General features: G+C 72.6%; 25 protein-coding genes. 11 read left to right on the top strand and 14 right to left on the bottom strand.

The annotated features are described in order from the left end of the window. The first annotated feature begins 86 nt into the window (after window positions 1-86). Window positions 87-695 (top strand): flavodoxin family protein, encoded by a 609-nt coding sequence (locus tag JI751_RS01205; protein ID WP_201932424.1) that lies wholly within the window; start codon window positions 87-89, stop codon window positions 693-695. Between the two features lie 3 nt (window positions 696-698). On the opposite strand, the gene JI751_RS01200 is transcribed toward JI751_RS01205, so the two are convergent. Then, window positions 699-1,370: an HAD family hydrolase gene (locus JI751_RS01200; protein ID WP_201932422.1), complete on the bottom strand. Its 672-nt coding sequence runs from the start codon at window positions 1,368-1,370 to the stop codon at window positions 699-701. 142 nt (window positions 1,371-1,512) lie between these two features. Here JI751_RS01200 and JI751_RS01195 point away from each other — a divergent pair, with 142 nt between their 5' ends. Further along, window positions 1,513-2,169, top strand: a complete 657-nt coding sequence (locus JI751_RS01195) for a hypothetical protein (protein WP_201932419.1) — start codon at window positions 1,513-1,515, stop codon at window positions 2,167-2,169. A 68-nt stretch (window positions 2,170-2,237) separates the two neighbouring features. Further along, entirely contained in the window at window positions 2,238-2,903 is a 666-nt protein-coding gene (locus JI751_RS01190; RefSeq protein ID WP_236665510.1) for a helix-turn-helix transcriptional regulator, read from the top strand. Window positions 2,904-2,970: 67 nt separating this feature from the next. Here JI751_RS01190 and JI751_RS01185 read toward each other — a convergent pair whose 3' ends face one another. The 3 genes from JI751_RS01185 to JI751_RS01175 form a co-directional block, all read right to left on the bottom strand. After that, on the bottom strand, window positions 2,971-3,657 hold the full coding sequence (locus JI751_RS01185; protein ID WP_201932417.1) for a helix-turn-helix domain-containing protein: 687 nt from the start codon (window positions 3,655-3,657) through the stop codon (window positions 2,971-2,973). Window positions 3,658-4,074: 417 nt separating this feature from the next. After that, window positions 4,075-5,085, bottom strand: a complete 1,011-nt coding sequence (locus JI751_RS01180; RefSeq protein WP_201932414.1) for an SDR family NAD(P)-dependent oxidoreductase — start codon at window positions 5,083-5,085, stop codon at window positions 4,075-4,077. A 28-nt stretch (window positions 5,086-5,113) separates the two neighbouring features. Continuing rightward, on the bottom strand, window positions 5,114-5,584 hold the full coding sequence (locus JI751_RS01175; RefSeq protein ID WP_201932401.1) for a hypothetical protein: 471 nt from the start codon (window positions 5,582-5,584) through the stop codon (window positions 5,114-5,116). A 102-nt stretch (window positions 5,585-5,686) separates the two neighbouring features. Between JI751_RS01175 and JI751_RS01170 the strand changes: the two genes are divergently transcribed. From JI751_RS01170 to JI751_RS01160, 3 genes are read left to right on the top strand one after another with little or no spacing between them, the layout of a single operon-like run. Continuing rightward, entirely contained in the window at window positions 5,687-6,868 is a 1,182-nt protein-coding gene (locus JI751_RS01170) for a zinc-dependent alcohol dehydrogenase (protein WP_201932400.1), read from the top strand. 2 nt (window positions 6,869-6,870) lie between these two features. Continuing rightward, window positions 6,871-7,806 (top strand): iron-containing redox enzyme family protein, encoded by a 936-nt coding sequence (locus JI751_RS01165; protein ID WP_236665619.1) that lies wholly within the window; start codon window positions 6,871-6,873, stop codon window positions 7,804-7,806. After that, window positions 7,803-8,015 (top strand): CDGSH iron-sulfur domain-containing protein, encoded by a 213-nt coding sequence (locus JI751_RS01160; RefSeq protein WP_307813664.1) that lies wholly within the window; start codon window positions 7,803-7,805, stop codon window positions 8,013-8,015. Before JI751_RS01165 ends, JI751_RS01160 begins: the two co-directional genes overlap by 4 nt. A 3-nt stretch (window positions 8,016-8,018) precedes the next feature. Here JI751_RS01160 and JI751_RS01155 read toward each other — a convergent pair whose 3' ends face one another. The 4 genes from JI751_RS01155 to JI751_RS01140 form a co-directional block, all read right to left on the bottom strand. Beyond that, a complete protein-coding gene (locus JI751_RS01155; protein ID WP_201932395.1) occupies window positions 8,019-9,623 on the bottom strand; it encodes a phytoene desaturase family protein in 1,605 nt (534 codons plus the stop codon). Next, window positions 9,620-10,057, bottom strand: a complete 438-nt coding sequence (locus JI751_RS01150; RefSeq protein WP_201932393.1) for an SRPBCC family protein — start codon at window positions 10,055-10,057, stop codon at window positions 9,620-9,622. Before JI751_RS01150 ends, JI751_RS01155 begins: the two co-directional genes overlap by 4 nt. Before the next feature lie 83 nt (window positions 10,058-10,140). Then, window positions 10,141-10,851: a GAF and ANTAR domain-containing protein gene (locus JI751_RS01145; RefSeq protein WP_201932391.1), complete on the bottom strand. Its 711-nt coding sequence runs from the start codon at window positions 10,849-10,851 to the stop codon at window positions 10,141-10,143. 19 nt (window positions 10,852-10,870) lie between these two features. Continuing rightward, the gene (locus tag JI751_RS01140) at window positions 10,871-11,200 is read right to left on the bottom strand and encodes an ANTAR domain-containing protein (protein WP_201932389.1); all 330 of its coding nucleotides are present in this window, start codon (window positions 11,198-11,200) and stop codon (window positions 10,871-10,873) included. A gap of 201 nt (window positions 11,201-11,401) precedes the next feature. Here JI751_RS01140 and JI751_RS01135 point away from each other — a divergent pair, with 201 nt between their 5' ends. Continuing rightward, window positions 11,402-12,367: a helix-turn-helix domain-containing protein gene (locus tag JI751_RS01135; protein WP_201932387.1), complete on the top strand. Its 966-nt coding sequence runs from the start codon at window positions 11,402-11,404 to the stop codon at window positions 12,365-12,367. A 146-nt stretch (window positions 12,368-12,513) separates the two neighbouring features. Continuing rightward, window positions 12,514-13,350 (top strand): sigma-70 family RNA polymerase sigma factor, encoded by an 837-nt coding sequence (locus JI751_RS01130; RefSeq protein ID WP_201932385.1) that lies wholly within the window; start codon window positions 12,514-12,516, stop codon window positions 13,348-13,350. A 15-nt stretch (window positions 13,351-13,365) separates the two neighbouring features. Here the strand turns inward: JI751_RS01130 and JI751_RS01125 are convergent, their stop codons facing one another. From JI751_RS01125 to JI751_RS01115, 3 genes are read right to left on the bottom strand one after another with little or no spacing between them, the layout of a single operon-like run. Further along, complete coding sequence (locus JI751_RS01125; RefSeq protein ID WP_201932377.1) at window positions 13,366-14,790, bottom strand: NAD(P)/FAD-dependent oxidoreductase; 1,425 nt, start codon at window positions 14,788-14,790, stop codon at window positions 13,366-13,368. Between the two features lie 14 nt (window positions 14,791-14,804). After that, complete coding sequence (locus JI751_RS01120; RefSeq protein ID WP_201932374.1) at window positions 14,805-16,157, bottom strand: aspartate aminotransferase family protein; 1,353 nt, start codon at window positions 16,155-16,157, stop codon at window positions 14,805-14,807. Next, a complete protein-coding gene (locus JI751_RS01115) occupies window positions 16,150-17,685 on the bottom strand; it encodes a CoA-acylating methylmalonate-semialdehyde dehydrogenase (protein WP_201932373.1) in 1,536 nt (511 codons plus the stop codon). Before JI751_RS01115 ends, JI751_RS01120 begins: the two co-directional genes overlap by 8 nt. A gap of 106 nt (window positions 17,686-17,791) precedes the next feature. On the opposite strand from JI751_RS01115, the gene JI751_RS01110 reads away from it, so the two are divergent. The 3 genes from JI751_RS01110 to JI751_RS01100 are packed head-to-tail and all read left to right on the top strand — an operon-like array spanning window position 17,792 to window position 21,228. Next, a complete protein-coding gene (locus tag JI751_RS01110; RefSeq protein WP_307813661.1) occupies window positions 17,792-19,402 on the top strand; it encodes a PucR family transcriptional regulator in 1,611 nt (536 codons plus the stop codon). A 49-nt stretch (window positions 19,403-19,451) separates the two neighbouring features. Further along, the gene (locus tag JI751_RS01105; RefSeq protein ID WP_201932371.1) at window positions 19,452-19,775 is read left to right on the top strand and encodes a cupin domain-containing protein; all 324 of its coding nucleotides are present in this window, start codon (window positions 19,452-19,454) and stop codon (window positions 19,773-19,775) included. Window positions 19,776-19,800: 25 nt separating this feature from the next. Next, window positions 19,801-21,228, top strand: coding sequence for a gamma-aminobutyraldehyde dehydrogenase (locus tag JI751_RS01100; protein ID WP_201932369.1), 1,428 nt, complete (start codon window positions 19,801-19,803; stop codon window positions 21,226-21,228). On the opposite strand, the gene JI751_RS01095 is transcribed toward JI751_RS01100, so the two are convergent. The 3 genes from JI751_RS01095 to JI751_RS01085 form a co-directional block, all read right to left on the bottom strand. Next, window positions 21,222-21,785: a carboxymuconolactone decarboxylase family protein gene (locus tag JI751_RS01095; RefSeq protein ID WP_201932367.1), complete on the bottom strand. Its 564-nt coding sequence runs from the start codon at window positions 21,783-21,785 to the stop codon at window positions 21,222-21,224. The two genes, JI751_RS01100 and JI751_RS01095, sit on opposite strands and share 7 nt — an antisense overlap. Window positions 21,786-21,831: 46 nt before the next feature. Then, window positions 21,832-21,975, bottom strand: a complete 144-nt coding sequence (locus JI751_RS01090) for a hypothetical protein (RefSeq protein ID WP_201932357.1) — start codon at window positions 21,973-21,975, stop codon at window positions 21,832-21,834. 64 nt (window positions 21,976-22,039) lie between these two features. Further along, window positions 22,040-22,213, bottom strand: coding sequence for a CsbD family protein (locus JI751_RS01085; protein ID WP_201932354.1), 174 nt, complete (start codon window positions 22,211-22,213; stop codon window positions 22,040-22,042). Window positions 22,214-22,227 lie beyond the last annotated feature (14 nt).

Below are 22,227 nucleotides of genomic sequence, written 5' to 3'. Positions count from 1 at the left end.
GTACGCCGTGCGGAGGACCCCGACGGACCTCGCTTCATCTCATGGGCCTCGTCGCATGCAGGGGGCGACCTCGGGTACGGGCGGTCATGACTGATCTCTCCTGCCTCGTCCTGAGCTGCACCCTGAAGCGCTCGCCCGCCGAGTCGAGCTCCGATCTCCTCGGCTCGCAGGTGCTCGACGCGTTCCGCGACCTCGGCGTCGCCGGCACGATCGAGCGCGTGGTCGACCACGACGTCCGGTTCGGCGTCAGCACCGACGAGGGCGACGGCGACGGGTGGCCGATGCTGCGGAGGAAGATGCTGGACGCCGACATCCTCGTGCTCGTGACCCCGATCTGGATGGGCCAGCCCGCCTCCGTCGCGAAGGTCGTGCTCGAGCGTCTCGACGCGGAGATCTCCGAGACGGACGACGAGGGTCGGCCGCTCACCTTCGGCAAGGTCGCGGCGGTGGGTGTCGTCGGCAACGAGGACGGTGCCCACCACACGAGCGCCGAGATCTTCCAGGGTCTCAACGACGTCGGGTTCACCCTTCCGGCGCAGGCCGTGACCTACTGGGTCGGCGAGGCGATGCAGGCCGTCGACTACCAGGACCTCGACCGGACGCCCGAGAAGACGGCAGGCACGACCGAGGTCCTCGCCCGCAACGCGACGCACCTGGCGCGGCTGCTGAAGCAGTCCGCGTACCCCGCGGAGTGAGGATCAGCGCGCCGCGAGCAGACTCTCGTCGAGGTGGTCGAGCAGGTCCCGCGGACCCTCGTGGACCGCGACGGCGCCGGCTGCCAGCAGCCGCTCGGCGCTGACCCCGCCGCTCCGCAGCCCGATCGAAGCCACCCCCGCGGCGGCCGCGGACTCGACGTCCCACGTCGCGTCCCCGACCACCACGGCCGGTCCGCCGCCGGCCCGCTGCACCGCGAGCTCGACCAGGTCGGGCGCGGGCTTGCTCGCGGCCTCGTCGGACCCGGTGACGACGGCGTGCAGGCGGTGTCCGACCCCGGCGATGTCGAGGAGCTCGTCGACCAGGCCCGCCTCCGACGAGCTGGCGAGCACCACGCGGTGCCCGCGCTCGACCAGCGCGTCGACCAGCTCGGACGCCCCGTCGAGGGGACAGATGGTCCGTAGCCCCGCACGGAAGTAGGTGTCGTGCAGCCGCCGGACCTCGTCGCCCACGGCGCTCTCGGCGGACTCACCGGCGACCTCGGCGACCAGCCGGTCGCCGCCCATGCCGATGGACTCGTGGATGCGTACGGCGCCGACGTGGAGGCCGACGTCGTGGAAGGCGGCCTGCCACGAGGCCACGTGCTGGTAGACCGAGTCGACCAGGGTGCCGTCGAGGTCGAGGACGACGGTGGGGCGCAGGAGTGCAGAGCTCATCCTCGCGCCGTACCCCGACACCCCGCCGACATGCGCTCACGGGGGCCCGCGGGGCGCACGCCCGGGCGGGTGTGGTGGGGCGGGGTGCGAGGGGAGGAACATCGTGGGTTCTGGACCCATCGAGGATCGAGGGGCAACGCGCGTGGAGCTGCTGCCGCAGAGCAGGGAAGCCCTGGACGAGTACGTCACGCCCTCCGTCGACGACGTGGAGGGCCTGCTGCGCGTGATCGAGGGCTGGGCCGTGCGCACCGTTCCGGAGTGCGTCGCGCTGAGCGTGACGCTCCTCGACGACGACCTCACCTTCACCCTCGTCGACACCGATGCGGGTGCCGAGCGGCCGGTCGACCCGGCCGGTGACACCGCCCCCCGGCCCGACGCGGACTTCGCCCTCGACGAGCGCGGCTGGGCCGAGATGGCCCGCGAGCGCGCCTTCGCCGGCATCGCCAGCACCGTCTGCCTCCCGGTGGTCGAGGAGGGGCGGGCCGTGCTCAACATCGACCTCTACGCCTCGACCGCGCACGCGTTCCACGACCGGATCGACGGCCTCGTCGCCGCGCTCGGCGCCTGGCAGGCCGGTGCAGTGACCAACGCAGACCTGGGATTCGAGACCCTCCGCCGAGCCGAGGAGGCGCCCGAGCGGCTGCGGATGCAGCGCCTCGTCGACGTCGCGGTCGGTCTGGTGGCCGCTCGTGTCGGCGTCACCACCGACGCCGCCGCCGGCCTGCTCACCCAGGCGGCCGACCGGGCCGGTGTCTCCGAGTCGCAGGCCGCGACGGTCGCCCGGGTGCTGCTGGCCTGACGCCGGCTCGCGCGAGACGCTCCGGTCAGAGGGCGTATGCACCACGCCCATCGGGGTACCTCGGGGTCATGGATCGACAAGGCACCACAGCACCCCGGCACATCAAGGTCGCGATCATGGACGAGAGCGAGCTGGTCGTGCACGGCATCCGCGCCATGTTCGAGCCGCACTCCGCCGTCATCTCCGTCATGCCCTACCGCACGACCGGCCCGGCCCCGCTGTGCGACCTCACCCTCTACGAGCCCTCCGCCCACCGGCGTACGACGTCGGCTCCCCAGCGCTTCCCGACCCGCATGGTCGCCTTCGGCTGGGACTGCTCCCCCGAGGCCGTGTCGACCGAGATGTCGCGCGGTGCCGCGGGCTTCGTCAGCAAGTGGCTGCCCAGCCGGCGACTGATCTGGAACCTCCTCCAGATCGCCGACGGCCGCGTCGTCGTCGACGCTTGGTCCGGCAAGGGTGAGCCCGTCAAGCCGAGCGCCGACAAGTGGCCGCTGACCCACCGCGAGACCGAGGTGCTCTCGATGATCGCGTCGGGCCTGGCCAACCGCGACATCGCCGAGCAGACCAACCTCAGCATCAACTCGGTCAAGTCCTACATCCGTGGTGCCTACGCCAAGATCGAGGTGACCTCGCGGTCGCAGGCCGTCCTCTGGGCGATCCAGCACGGACTGCTGATGTCGAGCGACAACGTGGCCACCGCTCCGCGCCTCGCAGCGCAGCCCGCGCGCGTCTGAGGGACCCTCAGTCAGACGGGTCCGAAGGGCTCGTCTGGCTGCCTCGACGCCCGTGTCCTGACGCAGCTCAGGCGGCGCCGCCCCCGCTCGTGCCGCGCATCATCGCGCGGCAGTCCTCCCTCACTTCGTCGAGGTAGCGCACCTCTGCGCCGAGCTGGTGCACGGCCGGGTGGTCGTCAGGCGTGCCCTCGACCATGCGCTGCATCCGTTTCCAGAACGGCGACAGGCGGCACCTGATCGCCGGGTCTCCGATCCGCTTCGAGTGGTCGCGGGCACGGAACGCCTCGATCGAGGTCATCGACCGCAACCGCCGCGGCACCCACCACCCGGTCGCGGTGAGGTCCGTGTGCGCCGGATAACGCGAACCCCCGTGCGTGATGGCCCCGTCCGCACGCATGGGGCCCACCTCGTCTCCGGTCTCCTCGTCGTGGAACCGCATCCGCAACCGGGCCATCCGCAGCAGCCGCTCCATGACACTCATCCGCGGGCTGGTCCGACCGGTCTCCCACCGGGCGACGACCGACTGCGAGACGCCCAGCAGCGCGGCCAGCCCCCGCTGCGACACGTCGAGGATCCGCCTGATCCGGCGCACCATGCCCGGGATCCCGCCGTCGAACGGACCCATCTCCCACACGTCCCGCTCGGCCTGCGTCCAGTTCGCCATGCAGTCCCACGCCGCGCGCTGAGCCGCGAGCTGAGCCGCGAGCTGCTCGTCCACCAGCTCGTCAGCCAGCGCGTCCGTCTGTCCGTCCATGTCGTCACCTCTCGTCGTTCGCCCAGGGCGCCCGCCGGACCGAGCGCGTCGTACGACCAGCACAGACCCCACCACCGACAACCCCGCGACCTCATCCACAGCCAGCGAACCCAGCCGTCAGATCGCAGGCCTGTGGACACCTCGTGGCTCATGTCCTCCGCCCCGCGGGTGCACCGTCGCTGCGCCGGCCGGCACCCCTTGCCAGTGAGTCGCCGAGAGACTCACGGGCAACACGGGACGTGTCGGCTCGGCCACCCGCGCATGCCGACCTTGAGTCGCTCGGAGACTCACGGGCAAGCGAGGCTCGGGAGGCGAGGGGCATGGCATTGACGACGTGGCCGGACCGGTTGTCGCCGCTGTCGCGTCCGATGCCTCGGCTGGGTGTGACCACCGTCCGGGAGCTGGGACGCCCCCCGGTCAGCCGGCGTTGCCGTCCCTCAACGGGACGCCCGCGGGTCCCGCGGGCCGGCGGCGCCGGCGGACGACCTCGGCGAGGTTGGCGGCGATCCCGCGCAGGGCACTGCCCTGGTGCCCGCGGAGCCCGTTGCCGTCCTGCTGTGAGGCGAGGACGTTGCCCGGGCCGCGTACGACCGGTGCGACCAGGTCCTGCGCCACCACCGAGAAGAGCGGCCCCACGAGCCGGTCGTACGCCCACGGCAGCGCGGTGAAGCCGAAGCGGATCACGTCGTTGGAGACCCCGACCTGGCCGCCGCGCCACGGGTGGTCCGCGACGGTCAGCACCCGCCGGGCGATCGTCTCGGGGGAGCTGACCGGGAAGGGCGGGCGGCCGACCGAGTCGCCGTAGGTCGCGGCCTGCCGGTAGATCGGGGTGTCGACGCCCCCCGGCGCGACGTAGCCGAACCGGACGCCGGACCGGTCGCGGTTGTCGACCCGCAGCTGGCGCACGAGCCCGCGCACGCCCCACTTGCTGACGACGTACGCCGCCATGTCCGGGACCGCGATGTGGCCGATCACCGAGCCGACGAGCACCATGCTGCCCGCCCCGGCCCCGTCCCCCTGGGCGCGCAGCAGCGGGAGCGCATGACGGGCGAGGTTGACCGAGCCGAGCAGGTTCGTCGAGATGACGCCGTCGAACACGTCCGCCGGGACGTCGGCGATCTGGCCGTAGGCGACGACCCCGGCGCAGCCCACGACGACGTCGAGGCGTCCGTGGCGGGCGACGGCGGCGGACACGGCGGCGGCCACCTGCGCGTCGTCGGCCATGTCGGTCGGCACGACCAGGGTCGAGGCGGCGCCGAGCGAGTCGCAGTCGGTGGCGACGCGTGCGAGGGAGTCGGCGCCGCGGGCGAGCAGCACGACGTGGTCGCCCCGCACCGCCGCCAGGCGAGCGGTGGCCTCGCCGATGCCGCTGGAGGCGCCGGTGACGAGCACGACGCGGGGACGGGCGGTGGTCCGGGAACGGTGCATCCGGCCCCGTACCCACCCGGGCCCACTCCTACAGCGGGGCCTGGTCGTCGTACTCCGGGTCGCCCTCGACGTCCGCCGGCCGGGCCTCGTGACCGTCGCGGCCGCGGGTGCGGCGCAGCTCCTTCATCTCGGCCTCGAAGACGTGGCGCTGGCCGTCCATCAGCTCGTCGAGCGCGCGTTGGTGGAAGCCCTTGGCGGTGGCGTAGAACCCGTCGTCGTACTCCTCGACCATCTGGAACGACCACATGCCCGGCAGCGGGTTGGCGCCCAGCACGTCGCGGTCCATCGCGTCGGCGAGGTCGGTGTGGCCGGCCTCGCGCAGCAGCGCCTCGGCCTCCTCCATGGTGCTTTCCGCGCTGCCCATCAGGCGGTGGAAGGCGTAGAGGTGGCCGCGCGCGTCCTCGACGTGGTCAAGGGCGGCAGAGAGCTTGCCGACGGCCTCGACGGTCTCGTCGGTGACGCCCTCGGGGCGCCGGTGCTCGGGTGCGGGCCTGCTCATGACGCGAGCCTCACACGCGGCAGACCCGCCCGACCACCTTCCAACGGGGGACCGCCGTCGCCGGTCGTGCATGGCATCGGGAGGGCTGGGCACTGACCCGTCATGAGAGCAGTCACCTGGCAGGGCCGGCAGGACATGCAGGTCATCGACGTACCGGACCCCGTGATCGAGGACCCGACGGACGTGATCGTGGAGATCACCTCGACCGGACTGTGCGGTTCGGACCTCCACCTCTACGACCCGCTCACGCCGTTCATGACCGATGGCGACGTCGTCGGTCACGAGCCGATGGGCATCGTGCGCGAGGTCGGGTCGGCTGTCGCGACGCTGCAGGCGGGGGACCGTGTCGTGGTTCCCTTCAACATCAGCTGTGGCTCGTGCTGGATGTGCGACCGCGGCCTGTTCAGCCAGTGCGAGACAACCCAGAACCGCGAGTCCGGCACTGGCGCGAGCCTGTTCGGCTACAGCAAGCTCTACGGCTCCGTGCCGGGCGGCCAGGCCGAGCTCCTGCGCGTGCCCTTCGGTGACAAGCTCCCGATCAAGGTGCCGCACGGCCCGCCGGACGACCGCTTCCTCTTCCTCTCCGACGTGCTGCCCACCGCGTGGCAGGCCGTCGAGTACGCCGACGTCGAGGACGGCGGCACGCTCGCGGTCATCGGCGCCGGGCCGATCGGTGACATGGCCGCGCGCATCGCGATGCACCGCGGTCTCGACGTGATCGTGGTCGACAACGTGCGCGAGCGGCTCGCTCGCATCCACGGACGCGGCGGCCGGACCATCGACCACAGCGAGGTCGACGGAGTCGGTGACGCCATCCGCGCGATGACCGACGGTCGTGGCGCCGACGCCGTGATCGACGCCGTCGGCATGGAGGCCCACGGCTCTCCCGTGGCCGAGGTGGCCCAGAAGGCGCTCGCCCTGCTGCCCAAGAAGGTGCAGGAGAAGATGATGCTCACCGCCGGCTCGGACCGGCTGGCTGCGCTGATGAGCGCGATCGACTCGGTGCGGCGCGGCGGGACGATCAGCATCTCGGGTGTGTACGGCGCGCCCACCGACCCGCTGCCGATGTTCCAGCTCTTCGACAAGCAGGTGCAGATCCGGATGGGCCAGGCCAACGTGCACCGCTGGTCCGACGACATCCTCGACCTGCTCCAGCAGGACGAGGACGTGCTCGGCGTGGAGTCGTTCGCGACCCACCACCTGCCCCTCGAGGACGCCCCCGAGGCCTACCGGAAGTTCCGCGACAAGGAGGACGGCATGGTGAAGGTCGTGTTCACCCCGTGAGGATGCCCAAGCCGCGCGGCCCGCTCAGCGAGTGGGTCTCCGCGCGTCTCGCCACCCCGGTCGACGGCGGCCACGCCCCGTCCGCGGACGAGTGGGACGACGAGTGCATCGCCCTGTGGACCCTCCACGAGATGTCCTACCGCGGGTTCGAGGACGCCGCGGACGACGCCGAGTGGCAGCCCGCGATGCTCGGCGTGCGGCGCGAGCTCGAGGTGGCGCTCGAGCAGCGCCTGCGGCGGCGGTGGCCCGGTGCGAGCGCCGACGTCACCGACGTACCGGCCGCCCTCGAGGCGCTCGTCACCGCCGACGACGGCCCGTCGCTGGCCGACCACGTGCGCAGGCGCGCGACCACCGACGAGGTGCTCGAGCTGTTCCGCCAGCGGTCGGTCTACCAGCTCAAGGAGGCCGACCCGATGACGTGGGTGATCCCCCACTTGCCCACGCGGGCGAAGGCGGCGCTCGTCGAGGTCCAGTACGACGAGTACGGCGGCGGCAACCCCAACCGCATGCACTCGCACCTCTTCGCCCGGGGCATGGTCGCCGTCGGGCTGCGTGCCGAGTACGGCGCCTACGTCGACGACGCGCTGCCCGAGACCCTCGAGCTCAACAACGCGCTCTCCATGCTCGGCATGCACCGTCGACTGCGCGGTGCCGCAGTCGGCCACCTGGCGGCGTTCGAGATGACGAGCACGCTGCCCTCCCGGAAGATGGTGCAGGGCCTCGACCGGCTCGGTCTCGACGGTCCGATGGCCGCCTACTTCGACGAGCACGTCGAGGCGGACGCCATCCACGAGCTGCTCGCGGCGCGCGACATCTGCGGCGCGCTCGCCGAGGACGAGCCCGACCAGGCAGCCGAGATCCTCTTCGGCGCGTTCACCTGCCTCGACCTCGAGGCGCGCCTCGCCACCGCCCTGCTGACGTCGTGGGACGCCGCGTGACCGCGCGCCCCGAGGTCGAGGAGTTCGACCACCCCGACGTGGTCGTCGTGCCCCACGGCCCGATGCTGCTGCGCGGCGCCACCTCGGTGCAGGGCGTCGACGGCACCGTCCACGACGTCCGTCGCCCGGTCGTCGCGCTCTGCCGCTGCGACAAGTCCAGCCGGCTGCCGTTCTGCGACGGCACCCACAAGGTCATCCCGCGGCGCTGAGCCCTACGTCGTACGACGTCGGGGCAGCGAGCGCAGCCGGTGCTGCCACAAGGCGGCGCGGGCAGCGTTGGCGCCCGCGGCACCGTGGACGCCTCCGCCGGGATGCGCGGACGCGGAGCCGAGGAAGAGCCCGGGGACCCCGGTGGCGGAGCGGCCACGCATCGCGGGCACCGGGCGGAAGACGAGCTCCTGGTGGAGCTGCGACGTGCCGCCGTTGACGGCGCCGCCGACCAGGTTGGCGTTGCGCGACTCGAGCTCGTGGGGGCCGAGCACCCGACGGGCGCCGACCAGCGAGCCGAAGCCCGGTGCCCGCGCCTCGATCCGTGCCTGCATCCGGTCGGCGAAGCGTTCGAGGTCGTCGTGGTCCCAGCGGCCGCTGACCTCTCCGCCGGCATCGCCGCGGGTGGCCGCGGGCTGCGGGACGTGCGTGTAGGCCCAGAACGACTCGGTGCCGGCGGGGGAGCGCGACGGGTCGCTGGTGGTCATCTGGCCGGTGAGCAGGAACGGCCGGTCGGGGACCGTGCCCGACGCGACCTGCGCCAGAGTCCGGGTCATCTCCTCGACGGAGTCGGCGATGTGCACCGTGCCCGGCGCCGCGGCCGGGGTTCCGGTCCAGGGGACCGGTCCGGTCAGCGCCCAGTCGACCTTCACCGTGCCGGGGTCGAGCTCGAAGTCGCGCATGCCGCGCACCACCCGGGCCGGCAGGTCTTCGGTGTCGACGAGTCCCCCGAAGAGGTGCGGGGCCACGACGTCGGCCACCACGACCGGGGCGTCGTACGCCGCACCGTCACGCGTCACCACGCCGGCGACGGCTCCGTCGCGCACGACGACGCGGGTGACGGTCGCGTCGGTCTCGAGCCGTCCGCCCAGGCCGGTGAACCGGGCCACCAGCGCGTCGGTGAGCGCCTGCGCGCCTCCGCGCGGGACCGGGAACCCGACGGTCTGGCCGAGCATCGACATCAGCACCCCGAAGACGCCCGAGCCGGGTGAGTCCAGCGGGAAGTCGGCGTGGCCTGCGTTGCCGGCGAGCAGCAGGGGTCCGGCCGGACCGCCGAAGAGCTCACGTCCGAGCGAGGCCACCGGGGTCGCGAGTCGTCGTACGACGTCGAGGCCGCCGCTCCGGACGAGGCCGGGCAGCAGCCGTGCACCTGCGCGCACCGGCGGGAAGGGTGAGGTGAGGGCGTCGACGAGAGGACCGCCGATCCGGTCCCAGGTGCGGCAGAGGTCGAGCCAGGCCTCCCCGTCACCTGCGTGGAGCGCGTCGAGGCCGGCAGCGGTCAGGTGGCGGTCGCGGTGCAGCACCGCCCACTGCCCCTCGCCGAACGGGTGCCCGAGCACGGCCGGGGCGTGCTGCCACACCAGTCCGTGGTCCTCGAGCCGGAGCGAGGCCATCGCGCGCGACGCGACGGCGAGCGGGTAGAACGCGCTGAAGGTGTCGTGCACGAAGTCGGGGTGCACCTCCCGGTCGCTGCGGACGGCGCCGCCCGGAGTGGGCTGCGCCTCCAGCACCAGCACGTCCCAGCCGGCGTCGGCCAGCACGTTGGCCGCGACGAGCCCGTTGGGTCCTGCGCCGATGACGACGGCGTCGTGGCGGCGACCCGCGGTCACCGGGTGCGACCCTCCACCAGGTGGGCGAGCCTGTTCAGCGCCTCGACGTTGCGCAGGTGCAGCTGGGGGTCCTGGATCACCTTCGGGATCAGGGCACCGGGTCCGGAGGTGGCCTGCTCGACCATGGTGACGACCGCGCCGGCACCCCGGGGCTCGACGATGATCTCCACGTGGGCCTGGCCGGCCGGCCAGCCCCGGGCCAGCAGGAGCAGCCGCCGGTTCTCCTCGACCTCGAGCACCTCGGTCGTGTCGTCGATCAGGAGGGGCCATGAGCCCACGCTGTGGTGCAGCTGCGAGCCGACGTCGGGCCAGGTGTCGTCGACGCCGCGCATCCGGGCGGCCCCCACCACCCAGAGCGCGTAGAGCCAGCCGTCGGACAGCACCGACCACACCTGCTCCGGTGTCGCGGAGACGGGTCGGCTCGTCGTGCTCATGCGTGGCTCACCATGGTGTCCTCGTACCCCTGCCCGGGTCCACCATGCGGTCCGGAGCAGCCGCGCACGAGCAAGGGGCAGGCTCAGGACGGCAACGAGCCGTGGGCGAGCACGTGCTCGGCGACCTCGCCGACCTTCGTACGACGGCTGCGTGCGGCGGTGCGCAGGGAGTTGAAGGCGGCGACGGGGTCGAGGGACTCGCGAGCCATCAGGTAGCCGACCGCTCGCTCGATCACGACGCGGTAGTCGAGGGCGTACTGCAGCTGGCGGGCGAGCTCGCCGGCCGTGTGCGCCTGGACGGCAGCCGTGAGGGTGGTCGCGATGACCTCGGCGTAGCGGGCGAGGGCCGTCACCTCGCTGTCGTCCCAGTCGTGCGCTCGCTCGCGGTAGACGTCGAGCGTGCCGACGGGCACGCCGCCGATCCGCACCGGCGTGCCGAGCACGGCACGGATGGGCTGCATGGACATCGCGGCCGCGAGGACCGGCCACCGGTCGGTCTCGACGGTGACGTCGCGCGAGGTGACCACTGCCCCGCTGATGAACGCCTCGGTGCACGGCCCCTCGCCGGCCTCGGCCTCGGTCTGCTCGAGCATCCGACCCGGGCCGTCGGTGGAGGCGACGAAGCGCAGCACGTCCTGATCGTCGTTGATGAGGATGCCGGCGCCGTCGACGTCGAAGAGGGACACGCACGCGTCGAGCACCTGCTCGAGCGCTCCGACGATGCCGTCGTTGCCGTGCCCGGAGGTGGCGAGGCGGCGCAGGCTCTCGGCGAGGGCGAGTTCGTCGATGCTCATGGGACGCGATCCTAGGCGGCTACGCGGACGGACCGTGCGGCCATCCCGAGGCGGGCAGGTGGTGTTGGAACGAGCGGAGCAGGGCGAGGTCGTCGGGCGTGGCGGTGCCGTCATGGGTGGCGACGAGCACGCGGGCCACCGTGCGTACCTTGGTGTTGCTGTCCTGCGAGACCCGCAGGAGCGTGCGCCAGGCCTGCTCGGTGCTGCAGGCGTAGGTCGCCGACATCATGCCGATCGCCATGCCGATCGCGCGTTGCGACCGTACGGCTTCCTGGAGGTGGGCGATCTCGTCGCGCAGGTCGTCCCCGGGGAGGAGCGGCTCACCAGCAGTGGAGGATGTCCCGGACATGCATCACCTTTCAATGACGTCGGTCCGCGGACACAGGGCGGAGAGCAAGTCGTGCAGGTCGACATTACATGGTGGTACGCCCACCCTTGACAGGTGCTGGCACCCTCCGGTCGGCGATAGGATCGGGGCTGACTCCAGCCACCGGGTCGCCGTCCACTCCTCCGTCCAGGATGTCCAGTGCCGCATCGGTCTCGACGTGGGTTGCCGTCCACCTATGGCTTCGAGGGCACCGGTGACGACGCGCGCGCCTGGCTCGACGCGGCCTACGGAACACAGCTGCGGCTGTCGAGCGAGATCGGCACGGTGCGGCACGATCGGATCGACCACGGCGACGTCGTCTTCGACCACATCCGGATCGACGCCCGCTACTCCTTCGACTCCGACCCGATGCCGATGCTGGTGGTCGTCGACCTCCTGAGCGGCACCTACGAGTTCGTCCACGACGAGATGACCGACCGTGTGTCGGACGGTGGCTCGGTCCTCGTGGCGGGATGGGACATGCCGTTCTCCGGGTCGGCCGACCATCCCCGGCAGCGGTCGACCTCCCTGTCCCGGGAGGTCATGCTCGCCGCGGTCGCGGAGGCCGACCCGCACCACGCCGGCCGGCACGTCATCTTCACCTCCTACGTCCCCCGGTCGCCTGCGGCCGGGGCGCGGTGGCGGGCGACCGTCGACCAGGTGGGCGCGATGCTGGCGCCGGACGCGACCCCCGCCCAGGAGGACGCCGCGGGCCGACTGCTCGGCCACACCCTGCTGCACACGTTCGCCAACAACGTCGTCCTGCGCGCCACGCCGCCTGGCGGCAGCCCCGAGGACGTCGACGACTCCCCGTCGACGGTGCGTCGTGCCGCGCGCATCATCGAGGAGCACGCGTCGGAGGACCTCTCGCCCGGTGACCTCGCCCGCGAGTGCAACGTGACCCCGCGCGCCCTGCAGTACGCCTTCCGCAGGCACCTCGGCTGCACCCCGCAGGACTACCTGCGGCGCGTCCGGCTCGACCTGGTGCGCCAGTCCCTGCGCGACGGGTCCGTCGGATCGGTGGGTGACGCCGCGGCCACCAACGGGTTCTTCAACCCGGGCCGGTTCGCGGCGGACTACCGCCAGGTGTTCGAGGAGAACCCCGCCCAGACCCTGGCGCGGCGCCAGTCGGCCGAGGAGCCCCCCTAGGGGTGTAGTTGTGGCCCCGATCCGGGGCGCGGGGAGCGTGGACGTTCGCTTTCCGGCTGGTGGGGTGGTCTGGACCATGACACCGTCGGGGAGTCGTTTGCTGGAGACCACGGTGGACGCACCTACTGCAAGTTAGGAGCGAATCCGTGGTCACCACTGCGATCCTCCCCGAGCACACCCCTCTCGCCGTCCTCCCTGTCACCCGCTACGCGGTCGACGGCAGGGAACGCGCACGTCGCACCGACCACATCGTCGCCGACCTGCGCCTGGTGGAGTCCCAGACCCCCGACTCCCATGACCTCATCGACCAGCTGATCTCGACGAACGCGGGCGTGGCACGCTCCATGGCGGCCCGCTACCGCAACCGGGGCATCGACCTCGACGACCTCGAGCAGGTCGCCCTGCTGGGCCTCACCAAGGCAGCGCAGCGCTTCGACCCCGCCGCAGGCCACGACTTCCTGTCGTACGCCGTCCCGACCGTGCGCGGCGAGCTGCGCCGGCACTTCCGCGACGCCGGCTGGATGGTGAGGCCTCCGCGCCGGGTGCAGGACCTGCAGTCCCGCATCTCGCGGGCCCACGAGGAGCTGGAGCCACAGCTCGGCCGCTCGCCGCGCCCGAGCGAGCTCGCCGCGCACCTCGACGTCACCGTCGACGACGTCGTGGAGGCGCTGGCGGCCGACGGCTGCTTCACCCCCACCTCGCTCGACGGTCCGGTGGGTGACGGGTCCTCGTCGCTCGGCGACCTCCTCGGCTTCGAGGACCGCTCGGTCGTGGCCGCCGAGGCGCGCATCGTCCTGGAGCCCCTCGTGGCCACCCTCCCGGCCCGGGACCAGCAGATCCTGCGGATGCGGTTCGTCGACGAGGCGACCCAGCAGGAGATCGCCGAGACGGTCGGTCTGACGCAGGCGCAGGTGTCGCGCGTCCTGACGCGCATCCTCGCTGCCCTCCGCTCGGACCTGTCGGAGCCCCAGCCCGCCGCCTGAGCGCGCCGACTCGGTCTAGCTGTCGAAGCCGAGGCCGGCCGCGTCGAGGGCGCGCAGGAACACGTTGCGCCGCCCGCGACGGTGGTCGGCCCGGTCGAGGGACCAGCGCGTGAGGTTGATCCCGACCGAGGCGAACGGCTCGGGTGGGAAGGGCAGCGGCCGCTTGCGCACCATCGCGAGCTCCGTCCGCTCGGTCGGCTCGCCGGCGAGCAGGTCGAGCAGCACCTCGGCGGCGAACCGGGTCGCACCGACACCCAGCCCGGTGAAGCCCGCGGCGTGGGCGACCCGGTCGTCGTGGGTCAGGCCGTAGAACGCCGTGAACTGCGTGCTGGTGTCGATCGCGCCGGCCCAGCGGTGGCTGAACCGGACGTCCTCGAGCTGGGGAAAGGTCGCGAGGAAGTGCGACGCCAGGCGGGCGTGGCTGTCCGGCCGATCCTCGTGGCGGGCGGCCACCCGACCGCCGGCCGGGTAGATCGCGTCGTACCCGCCCCAGAGGATCCGGTCGTCCGCGCTCAACCGGGAGTAGTGGAACTGGTTGGCCAGGTCGCCGAGGCCCTGGCGCCCCGACCACCCGATCGACGCGAGCTGCTCGGCGGTGAGCGGCTCGGTCATCAGGACGTAGTCGTAGACCGGCACCGTCATCAGCCGGTTGCGCCGCAGCAGCGAGGGGAAGACGTTGGTCGCGAGGACGACGTGGTCGGAGGTCACGACTCCGCGGTCGGTGTGCACCTCCACGCCCGCTGACGTACGCCGCAGGGCGGTCGCGGCCGAGTGCTCGTGGACCTCGACCCGGAGGTCCGCCGCCACCCGGGCGAGCTCCAGCGCCAGCTTGGCGGGGTGGAGCAGGGCGGTCTCGTCGGGCTCCATCGCCCCGGCGAGGAAGAGCGGGCTGTCGATCTCGGCGCGGACCGCGTCCCGACCGAGGAAGTGTCGATTCGAGTGGGCAGGCTCGTCGCGGAGCCACTCGACCTCGTGCTCCTCGACGGCCACGGACAGGGTGCCGGTGCGCTCCCACTCGCAGTCGATCCCGAGGTCGCGGACGTCGGCCTCGAAGCCGGCGAGGTTGTCGTGGCCGAGGCGGGCCAGCGTGTCGTACTCGTCGGGCCAGCGGTTGCGGCCGTTGTCCTCGCCGTGGGTGAGCGACGCCTCGCAGAAGCCGCCGTTGCGGCCCGACGCCGCCCAGCCGATCGTCCTCGCCTCGAGCAGCACGACCCGACGGCCTGGGTCGCGCCGCTTGGCGTGCACCGCCGTCCAGAGGCCGAGGTAGCCGCCGCCGACGATCGTCAGGTCCGCGCGCGTCGACGCCGCCAGCTCGTCGTAGGTCGTACGGGCGCCGGCGTCGTCGAGCCAGAAGACCGACTGCCGGCTGCCGGCCAGCGCCCGCTCCACGACGCGGGGGTCGGGAGCGTGGCACTCGTAGGCCGTACGGTGCGCCGCCATGGTCGAGGGCGCGATCAGGCGGTCGCGTCGAGGGCAGCGTCCAGGATCGCGAGTCCTTCGCGGGCCTCGTCGTGGGTGGTCGTGAGCGGCGGCACGACGTGGATGCGGTTGTAGTTCACGAAGGGCAGCATGCCCCGCTCCTGACAGCACTTGACGATGGCTGCCATCTCCGGGCTCGACCCGCCGTAGGGAGCGAGCGGCTCGCGGGTGGCGCGGTCGCTGACCAGCTCGATCGCCCAGAAGGCACCGGTGCCGCGCACCTCGCCGATCCGGTCGTGCTTCTCCGCGAGCGCCCGGAGGCCGGGGCCGAGCACGTCCTCGCCGAGGCGGGCGGCACGGCCGACCACGTCCTCGTCCTCCATCGTGCGGATGGTGGCGACGGCCGCCGCGCACGACAGCGGGTGGCCGGAGTAGGTGAGGCCGCCGGGGTAGACCCGGTGCGCGAACGTCCGGTGGATCTCCTCGCTGATCGCGACGCCGCCGAGCGGCACGTAGCCGGAGTTCACGCCCTTGGCGAAGGTGATCAGGTCGGGGGTCACGTCGCCGTGCTCGACCGCGAACCACCGGCCGGCGCGACCGAAGCCCGACATCACCTCGTCGGCGATCAGCACGATGCCGTGGCGGTCGCAGATCTCGCGGACGCCGGCGAGGTAGCCCGGCGGCGGGACCATGATCCCGGCGGTGCCGGGGATCGCCTCGAGCACGATCGCGGCGACGGTGGCCGGACCCTCGAGCGCCACGACCTGCTCGAGGTGCTCGAGCGCCCGCTGGCACTCCTCCGCCTCGGTGGTGGCGTGGAAGGCGCTGCGGTAGAGGAACGGCCCGAAGAAGTGGACGGTGCCGGTCGAGCCGTGGTCGCTCGCCCAACGGCGCGGGTCGCCGGTCATGTTGACCGCGAGGTGTGTGCCGCCGTGGTAGCTGCGGTAGGTGGTCAGCACCTTGTGGCGACCGGTGTGCAGCCGCGCCATGCGTACGGCGTGCTCGTTGGCGTCCGCGCCGCCGTTGGTGAAGAAGACGTGGTCGAGGTCGCCGGGGGTGTGGCTGGCGATCAGGCGGGCAGCCTCGGACCGGGCGCCGTTGGCGACCGCGGGCGCGATCGTGCAGAGGTGGGCGGCCTGCTCCTGGATCGCGGCGACCACGCGCGGGTGCTGGTGGCCGAGGTTGGTGAAGACCAGCTGGGAGCTGAAGTCGAGGTAGCGCTTGTCGTCCGCGTCCCAGACGTGGCTGCCCTCGGCGCGGGTCACGACCATCGGCGTGATCTCGGCCTGGGCGGACCAGGAGTGGAAGACGTGCGCGCGGTCGAGCTCGTAGGCCCGCGCCGCGTCGTACGTCGTGCTCAGGTCCGAAGCGATCGTGGTCTCAGTCATTGCGCGGGAATCCCAGCTCGAGGCCGCCCTCGGGGCGGTTGGCGGGGTCGATCCACCGGGTGGTGACGACCTTGCCGCGGGTGAAGAAGTGGACGCCCTCGGTGCCGTGGGCGTGGGTGTCGCCGAAGAGCGAGCGCTTCCAGCCGCCGAAGGAGTAGTAGGCCACGGGCACCGGGACGGGCACGTTGACGCCGATCATGCCGACGGTGACGTCGGCCTCGAAGCGGCGGGCGGCGCCGCCGTCGTTGGTGAAGACCGCGGTGCCGTTGCCGTACTCGTTGGCGTTGACCAGTGCCACCGCCTCCTCGTAGGACTTCGCGCGCACCACCGACAGGACGGGGCCGAAGATCTCCTCCCGGTAGATGTCCATGTCCGGGGTGACGTCGTCGAAGAGCGTCGGGCCGAGCCAGAAGCCCTCCTCACCGCCGCGGGCCTTGACGTCTCGACCGTCGACGACGACCTTCGCGCCGGCCGCCTCGCCGGAGTCGATGAAGGAGCTGACCTTGTCGCGGTGGGCCTTCGTCACGAGCGGGCCCATGTCCGCCTCCTTGCCCTCGCCCGTCGCGGACCTGCCGCCGTCGCCGATCAGCAGGGTGCGGGTGCGGTCGGCGATCCGGGCGACGAGCTCGTCACCGATCGGGTCGACGGCCACGAGGACACTGATCGCCATGCAGCGCTCGCCCGCGCTGCCGTAGCCGGCGTTGACGGCCGAGTCGGCGGCCAGGTCGAGGTCAGCGTCGGGCAGCACGACCATGTGGTTCTTCGCACCGCCGAGGGCCTGGACGCGCTTGCCGTGGCGGCTCGCGGTCTCGTAGACGTACTCCGCGATGGGCGTCGAGCCGACGAAGCTGATCGACTGCACGTCAGGGCTGGTGAGCAGCGCGTCGACCGCGGCCTTGTCGCCGTGCAGCACGTTGAAGACACCGTCGGGCAGGCCGGCCTCGGTCCAGAGCGCGGCGAGCCAGTTGGCGGCGCTCGGGTCCTTCTCGCTCGGCTTGAGCACGACGGTGTTGCCGGCGGCGATGGCGATGGGGAAGAACCACATCGGCACCATGGCCGGGAAGTTGAAGGGGCTGATGATCCCGACGACGCCGAGCGGTACGCGCTTGGAGTGCACGTCGACGCCGGTCGAGGCCTCCTCGCTGTGGCCGCCCTTGAGCAGGTGGGAGATGCCGCAGGCGAACTCGACGACCTCGAGGCCGCGCGAGATCTCGCCGATCGCGTCGGAGTGCACCTTGCCGTGCTCGGCCGTGATGATCGCGGCGAGCTCGTCCTTGCGGCTGTTGAGCAGCTCGCGGAAGGCGAACATCACCTGCGTACGCCGTGCGAGCGAGGTGGTGCCCCACGCGGCCGACGCCTTCTTGGCCGCGGCGATGACCTGTGCGGCGTCGGCCTCGCTGGCCAGCGCGACGCGGCCGGTGACGCGGCCGGTGGCGGGGTTGGTCACGTCGGCCCAGCCGTCGGGGGAGCCGGACAGCGCGGCGCCGTCGGCCCAGTGCACGATGTCGGTCGTCTCGGGGGAGGTCATGGTGCCCATCCTGTGTGGACGTGCCGTTCACCGCGGGTGTCGGATCGTAGGATTACCGGTCCTCGTTCGGACATTCCGTCGCCCCCTCCACGCGTAGGCTGCGCGCGTGGCCGAGGTGACGCCGGGGGTGACGCTCGAGGAGGCCCTGGGCCTCCCGACGTTCCGTCGCGCCGTGCCGGACGTCGTCGCGGGCCGCGTCGGGCTCGACCGGCCGATCCGCTGGGTGCACGCCACCGAGCGAGCCGACGCGGGCTCGCTGCTGCGTGCCGGCGACCTGCTGCTGACGATGGGCACCGGCCTGCCCGACGACGATGACGGCCTCGCGTCCTTCGTCGACGCCCTGGCCGAGGCCGGTGCCGCGGGGATCGTGGTCGAGCTCGGCCGTCGCTGGTCCGCCGACCTGCCCGCGCCGCTGGTCGACGCCTGCGAGCGGCACGGCCTGCCGCTGGTCGTCCTCGGCCAGGAGACCCGGTTCGCTGCGCTGGCGCAGGAGATCGGCGAGCGTGTGGTGGACCGCCAGCTCACCGAGCTGCGCGAGGCGCAGCGGGTGCACGAGACCTTCACCGAGCTGTCCTTCGGCCAGGCCGGGCCGGTCGAGATCCTCCAGGCCGTGCAGCGGATGGCCGCCGGCCCGGTCGTGGTCGAGAACGCCCAGCACCGGCCGCTCGACTACTTCGCCGGCCCGGACGACGCCGGTGGCTTCCTCGACGGCTGGCCGGCACGGTCGCGGCGGGTCGAGGTCGCCGGCCGTACGGGCTGGGACGCCGCCAACGGGTGGCTGGTCACCCGGCTCGGCACCGCCGACCAGGTCTGGGGACGGCTCGTGATCGGCTCGCCGCAGCCGCCGTCTCAACGCCTGGTCGCCGTGGCCGAGCGCGCCGCCGCGGCGCTCGCCCTCCACCGGCTCCACGACCGCGACCGCGGCACGCTCATGCGGCGTACGCACCTCGAGCTGCTGTCCGGACTGACCGACGACCCCGACTCCGACGACGTGCTCCGCCGCTGCGAGATGGCCGGCTTCCCGGTGCGCCGCCGCTCCTTCGCGGGGGTGGTGGTGCGGCCGCGGATCGGTGCGGCCGCTCCCGCCGACCTCGACGAGGTCGCTGCGACCGTCGTCCGGGCCGCGCACGGGCTGCGGCTGCCGGCGCTGGTCTGCGAGGTCGAGCGCGACCTGCGGGTGCTGGTCTCGGCGGTGCCCACGGCCGACGCCGACGACCTCGTCGACCGGCTCGCGGCCCGCGTCCTCGCCCAGCACGACGTCGTGCTCGCGGCCGGGCGGGTGGTGGGCGAGCGGTCCGCGATCGCGCGCTCGGTCACCGAGGCGGGGCAGGTCGCCGACGCCGCCCCGCAGGTGCGCCGCGAGCACGACCCGGACGTGCACCGGCTCGCCGACCTCCACCTGCGCGGACTGCTCGCGCTGCTCGGCGAGGACGACCGGCTGCGCCTCTTCGCCGACCGCGAGCTGGCCGCGCTCAAGGGCCACGACCGGGCAGAAGGGGCGCGCACCGACCTCCTCGCCGCGCTCCGCGCGCTGGTGATGCACCCGGCCAGCAAGACCGAGGCCGCCGCCAGCCTGCACCTCTCCCGCGCGGCGTTCTACGACCGGCTGGCCCGGATCGAGAAGATCCTCGACGCCGACCTCGACGACCCCGACGTACGCGTCTCGCTCCACGTGGCACTGCTGGCAGACGAACTGTCCGGCGGGGCGGCCAAGTGACGACAGATCGTCGGCTGCCGTGCCGGAACGCCGGGGGACGATGACTGCCATGTTCCGAGTGCTCGACGTCGCCACCGACGTGCCCACCACGCCCCTCGACCCCGGCACCGTCCTCGACGGCGCCCCGGAGGCGGGGTCGCGCGCCCTCGCCGCGGTCGCCGGCGTCGAGGTCGGCGTGTGGGAGATGAGCCCCGGCACGGCCACCGACGTCGAGGTCGACGAGGTGTTCGTCGTCCTGTCCGGCTCGGCCACCGTCACCTTCGAGGACGGCGAGGCCGTCGACCTCGCCGCCGGCAGCGTCGTACGGCTCCGTGCCGGCGAGCAGACCACCTGGGTCGTCCGCGAGACGCTCCGCAAGATCTACGTCGCCTGACCCTTCGAGACAGAGGCCTCCCCTGATGAATGACACCATCCGCAACTTCATCGACGGCGAGCTCGTCGAGTCGGCCGCGACCGACTTCATCGAGCTGGTCGACCCGACCACCGGTGAGGTCGACGGTCGCTCGCCGGTGTCGACCGCGGAGGAGGTCGACCGGGCGTACGCCGCCGCCCTCCGCGCGTCGGAGTCGTGGAAGCGGCTCACGCCGGGTCGCCGGCAGGGCCACCTCCTCGACCTCGCCACCGCGATCGCCGAGCGGCGCGACGAGATCAGTGAGGTGCAGGCGCGCGACACCGGCCAGCCGGTGCGCTACATCGCGAGCGAGGAGGTCGACCAGGGCGTCGACCAGCTCCGCTTCTTCGCGGGTGCCGCACGGCTGCTCGAGGGCAAGTCGGCGGGGGAGTACCTCGAGGGCCACACCTCCAGCATCCGGCGCGAGCCGATCGGCGTCGTCGGCCAGGTCACGCCCTGGAACTACCCGTTCGCGATGGCGATCTGGAAGATCGCGCCCGCGCTCGCCGCGGGCAACACGATCGTGCTCAAGCCCAGCGACACGACGCCGCGCTCGACCGTGCTGCTCGCCGAGATCGCCGGCGCGATCCTGCCGCCGGGTGTCCTCAACGTCGTCAACGGTGACGCCACGACGGGCCGGCTGCTCGTCGAGCACCCCACGCCCGGCCTGGTCGCGATCACCGGGTCCGTCCGCGCCGGCATGGAGGTCGCGTCGTCGGCCGCCAAGAACCTCAAGCGTGCCCACCTCGAGCTCGGCGGCAAGGCTCCCGTCGTCGTCACGCCCGACACCGACCTGCCCCGCGCGGCCGAGCTCATCGCCGCCGCGGCCTACTTCAACTCGGGCCAGGACTGCACCGCCGCGACCCGCGTCATCGTGCACCGCAGCATCCACGACGAGCTGGTCGACCTGCTCGTCGCCGAGGCCGAGGGCACCCGTCCCGGCCCGCCGTCCGACACCGAGGCCGACTACGGCCCGCTCAACAACGCGACCCACTTCGCCAAGGTCGAGGCGTTCCTCGCCGACCTGCCGGAGCACGCCGTCGTCCGCACCGGCGGTGCGCGCCACGGTGACGCCGGGTTCTTCTTCGCCCCGACCGTCGTGACCGGCGTGCGGCAGGACGACCGGATCGTGCAGGAGGAGGTCTTCGGCCCCGTCCTCACCGTGCAGGCGTACGACGACGAGGCCGAGGCGGTGCGCCTCGCCAACGACGTGCCCTACGGCCTGGCTGCCTCGGTCTGGACCCGCGACCACGGCACGGCCGACCGGCTGACCCGCGAGCTCGACTTCGGGTGCGTGTGGGTCAACACCCACATCCCGTTCGTCTCCGAGATGCCACACGGCGGCTTCGGCCACTCCGGCTACGGCAAGGACCTCTCGGGCTACGGCTTCGACGACTACACGCGCATCAAGCACGTGATGACCGCCCACTACTGAGGGGCGCGCACCTCGTAGACAGCCAGCAGGTCGGCGAGGGTGCGGTAGTAGCCGACGAGCACGGTCAGCTCGGTGATCGTCTCGGTGCCGAGCACCACGACGAGGTCGGCGTACTCCTGGTCGTCGAACGTCGTGCGCCCGTCGAGCAGCCTCCGGCACAGCTCGTACGCCGTCTGCTCGGCGCGGTGGCCCGAGGAGAACGAGCCGTCGGCGATGGCGACCAGCTCGTCGTCGGTCAGGCCCACCGCGCGGGCGACGCGCTCGTGCGCGAACTGCTCGAACGCGCTGTGGGTGGCGGCCGCGACGGTGAGGATCGCGATCTCGCGGACACGGTCGGTGAGCCCGGTCGCGTAGCGGAGGGCGCTGCCCAGCTCCTGGAGCGGGCGGCCGAGCGCCGGCCCGTGGATCATCACGCCGAAGGGACCGGTGAGGGCACCGTCGGGCGTCGTGAGCGGGAAGTGCTGGGGCCCGACGCCGCGCGGCCCGCCGACGATGTCGTCGTACAACGCTCGCTGCCCGGGATCGAGGTCCTCGGGGAGCAGGTCGGGCAGGCGCACGCGGTCTCCTGGTCTGGGAGGTGGTCTGGCTTCGTGCCTGGGTGCGTCACGCGGCGGTGTCGCTCCGGTGTGACGAGGACGATCCTCGCTCGGCGAGCTTGCGCTTGGCGAGCGGCAGGCCGACGAGGGTCAGCACCTTCCAGAAGAGCCAGCCCAGCAGGGCGAACAGGTTGCGCTTGGGTCGGGCCACGTGGTCCTCCTCGGGGTGGTGGCGGGATCCGGGCGCCGCGCCCCGTGACGCGGCGCCCGACAAGTCACTTCTTGAAGGCGTCCTTGACGTTCTCGCCGGCCTGCTTCACGTCGGCGGCGGCCTGGTCCTTCTTGCCCTCGGCCTTGAGCTCGTCGTTGTTGGTGACGTCCCCGACGACCTCCTTGGCCTTGCCGGTGAGGTCCTGTGCGGCGTTCTTGGCCTTGTCAGCGATGCCCATGGTGGGCTCCCTTC

The sequence above is a fragment of the Nocardioides baculatus genome, assembly GCF_016735675.1.
Lineage (GTDB): Bacteria > Actinomycetota > Actinomycetes > Propionibacteriales > Nocardioidaceae > Nocardioides > Nocardioides baculatus.
This window is presented reverse-complemented; position numbering and strand designations above follow the sequence as displayed.